General features: G+C 60.9%; 2 protein-coding genes and 2 pseudogenes. 1 reads left to right on the top strand and 3 read right to left on the bottom strand.

The features are described from left to right. Positions 1 to 38: 38 nt before the first annotated feature. A pseudogene (locus tag PDO_RS12130) lies at positions 39 to 364 on the top strand (TfoX/Sxy family protein). 3 nt (positions 365 to 367) lie between these two features. Here the strand turns inward: PDO_RS12130 and PDO_RS12125 are convergent. From PDO_RS12125 to PDO_RS28320, 3 genes and pseudogenes are all read right to left on the bottom strand, one after another. Next, complete coding sequence (locus PDO_RS12125; RefSeq protein WP_009109921.1) at positions 368 to 775, bottom strand: NUDIX domain-containing protein; 408 nt, start codon at positions 773 to 775, stop codon at positions 368 to 370. Between the two features lie 7 nt (positions 776 to 782). After that, entirely contained in the window at positions 783 to 2,348 is a 1,566-nt protein-coding gene (locus PDO_RS12120; protein ID WP_037073718.1) for a DEAD/DEAH box helicase, read from the bottom strand. 144 nt (positions 2,349 to 2,492) lie between these two features. Further along, positions 2,493 to 2,740 (bottom strand): annotated as a pseudogene (locus PDO_RS28320) (LysE family translocator); the annotation flags it as partial.

The raw sequence follows: 2,740 nt of genomic DNA, 5'->3' as shown, positions 1-2,740 counted from the left end.
GTTGCGGCGGGCGGTATTCTCAGGGACTGAGCAGACACATGGACAATGATGCGATCGAGGAGAGTTTCAGGCGCTCGGGCCAGTCTCCATCCGCCGGATGTTCGGCGGCAAGGGCATCTATCACCAGGGCATCATCGTCGCGCTCGATCTGTTCGATGAGATCATGCTGAAGGGCGACAGCGAGACGGCGCCGCTGCTGGAGGCCGCCGGTGCCCGGCGCTGGTCTTATGAAGGCAAGACGGGTAAGCCGGTCGCCATGCCTTACTGGAGTGTTCCAGAAGAGGCCTATGACGATCCCGACGAGATGGCGAAATGGGTGCGGCTGGCTTTCGAGGCGGCCGTCAGGGCGGAAGCCAAGAAATAGGTTTCAGCGCAGATAGGGCAGCAGCGCCTGGGTGAAGGCCGACAGCGGCTGCGGCAGGTGGTCGAGATCGAAGAAACCGATTGCAGACAGCTTGTCCGGCTCGGTCAATTGCGGTTCGCCCTTGATGTCGGTGGTCTTGTAGAGCAGGGAGACCCAGTGCTGGCGATCCGCTTCGATCCGCTGCTCGGACCAGGCGACGAACTCGATCGCACCGATCGTCAGGCCGGTTTCCTCCTCGGCCTCGCGACGGGCTGCCTGTTCGGCCGGCTCCATATGGTCGACCTTGCCGCCGACGATGTTCCAATGGCCAGCTTCCGGCGCTTTCATGCGCTTGCACAAAAGCAACTTGCCATCCCGAAGGATGGCAAGACCGACGCCGAGGCCGGGAAAATCAATGCCGGGTGCGCCCATGGCCGGATCAGGCCTTGGCTGCAGCCACGATCAGCATAAACGCGGGAATGTCATCGCCGAAGCCAACAGGTGTCGGGCCGTCATCGTGGTCGCGGTGATGGCTGCGGCGACGCTCGCGATGATCGTCATTTGCCGGATTCGGGGTCGCGTTGTTGCGGCCATTGCGCGGGTTCTGGTTCGGACGCTTGTCCGCCTTGCGCTCGTTTGCCACGGGTGCTTCGATCCTTGCCGGTTCCATTACGACTTCCTCTGCGGGCTTGGTATATTCTGCGGGCGTTTCGGTTTTGTGACTGTTACGCTCGCCACGGGCTTCGCGATTGCCGTCACCACGGCCCTCACGCTTGCCATCACGTGCACGATCCCGGCTGCCTTCGCGGCCCTTGTCACGGCTGCCACGTTTGCCGCGACCTTCGTCATGGCTTTCGGTGGCTGCGGGCAGGGCGGTCAGGTCGCCATTGTGCCATTCGATCTTCTGACCGATCAGCTTTTCGATTGCATCGAGGAACTTGGAATCGCTGCGCGTAACCAGCGAGAAAGCAGCACCTGAACGACCGGCGCGGCCGGTGCGACCGATGCGGTGGACGTAGTCCTCTGCATGGATCGGGATGTCGAAATTGAAGACATGGCTGACGTCGGGAATGTCGAGACCGCGTGCTGCAACGTCGGATGCGACGAGCAGTGTGATCTGATTGTCCTTGAAGCCGGCCAGCATGTTTGTCCGCGAGCGCTGGTCCATGTCGCCATGCAGGGCACCGACGGAGAAGCCGTGACGTTCGAGTGAACGGAAGAGGTCGGCGACGTCCTTCTTGCGGTTGCAGAAGATGATGCCGTTCTTCAGGTCTTCCTGGGAGCGGATCAGGTCGCGCAGGACCGCGCGCTTTTCGTAGTCCTTGTTATGCGCCGCGACGAGGCGCTGCGTTACCGTCTTTGCCGTCGAGGAAGGCAGCGAAACTTCGACGCGTTCCGGGTTCTGCAGGAAGCGATCGGCCAATTTCTGGATTTCCGGCGGCATTGTAGCCGAGAAGAACAGGGTCTGGCGGGTGAACGGGATCATCTTGGCGATGCGTTCGATATCCGGAATGAAGCCCATGTCGAGCATGCGGTCGGCTTCGTCGATCACGAGGATCTCGACGCCGGTCATCAGGAGCTTGCCGCGCTCGCAGTGATCGAGCAGGCGGCCGGGGGTGCAGATCAGCACGTCGGCGCCGCGTTCCAGCTTGCGGTTTTGCTCTTCAAACGACACGCCGCCAATCAGAAGCGCGACGTTGAGCTTGTGGTTCTTGCCGTACTTATCGAAATTTTCCGCGACCTGGGCGGCGAGTTCGCGGGTCGGCTCGAGAATCAGCGTGCGCGGCATGCGAGCGCGGGCACGGCCGTTTTCCAGCAGCGTCAGCATGGGGAGAACGAACGAAGCCGTCTTGCCTGTTCCTGTCTGAGCGATGCCGCAGATATCCCGGCGCTGCAGGGCTGGCGGGATCGCACCGGCCTGGATCGGCGTCGGGTTTACATAGCCGGCATCGGTGACGGCTGAGAGGACTTTTTGGCTCAGGCCAAGGTCAGCAAAAGTGATCAAAGGGAAGTAGTTCCGTTCCTGTTCTTGCGAACATCCATGAATCGCCCTCAACGCGGGCCTTAATGGAAGGGGCGAATAGTCCCAAACTACCTGAAAGTCAAGAAAACTGAGGTATCTGGCGCAACAAAGGCTTAACAGCTGTGCTTAACTGCTGCGGGTTGTCACAAGGACTTGAATACCAGCCAGTGCCAATGCCGATCCGGCAATCCGGTTGGCTCTCCTGATGATCACCGGCGTGCGCAGAAGGGCGCGGGCGCGATCGGCAATCCAGACGTGGCCGCCGATGACCGCGCATTCGACCAGAATAATGACGATTGCCAGCCTGGCGTAGTCACCCATGCCAAAGCTGGTGCCGACAAAGCCAGGCAGCAGCGCAAGATAGAACAGCGGCA

This window comes from Rhizobium sp. PDO1-076, assembly GCF_000247475.1.
Taxonomy (GTDB): domain Bacteria; phylum Pseudomonadota; class Alphaproteobacteria; order Rhizobiales; family Rhizobiaceae; genus Allorhizobium.
Note: the sequence above shows the minus strand (reverse complement) of the source record. Positions and strands in the feature narration are given on the sequence as shown.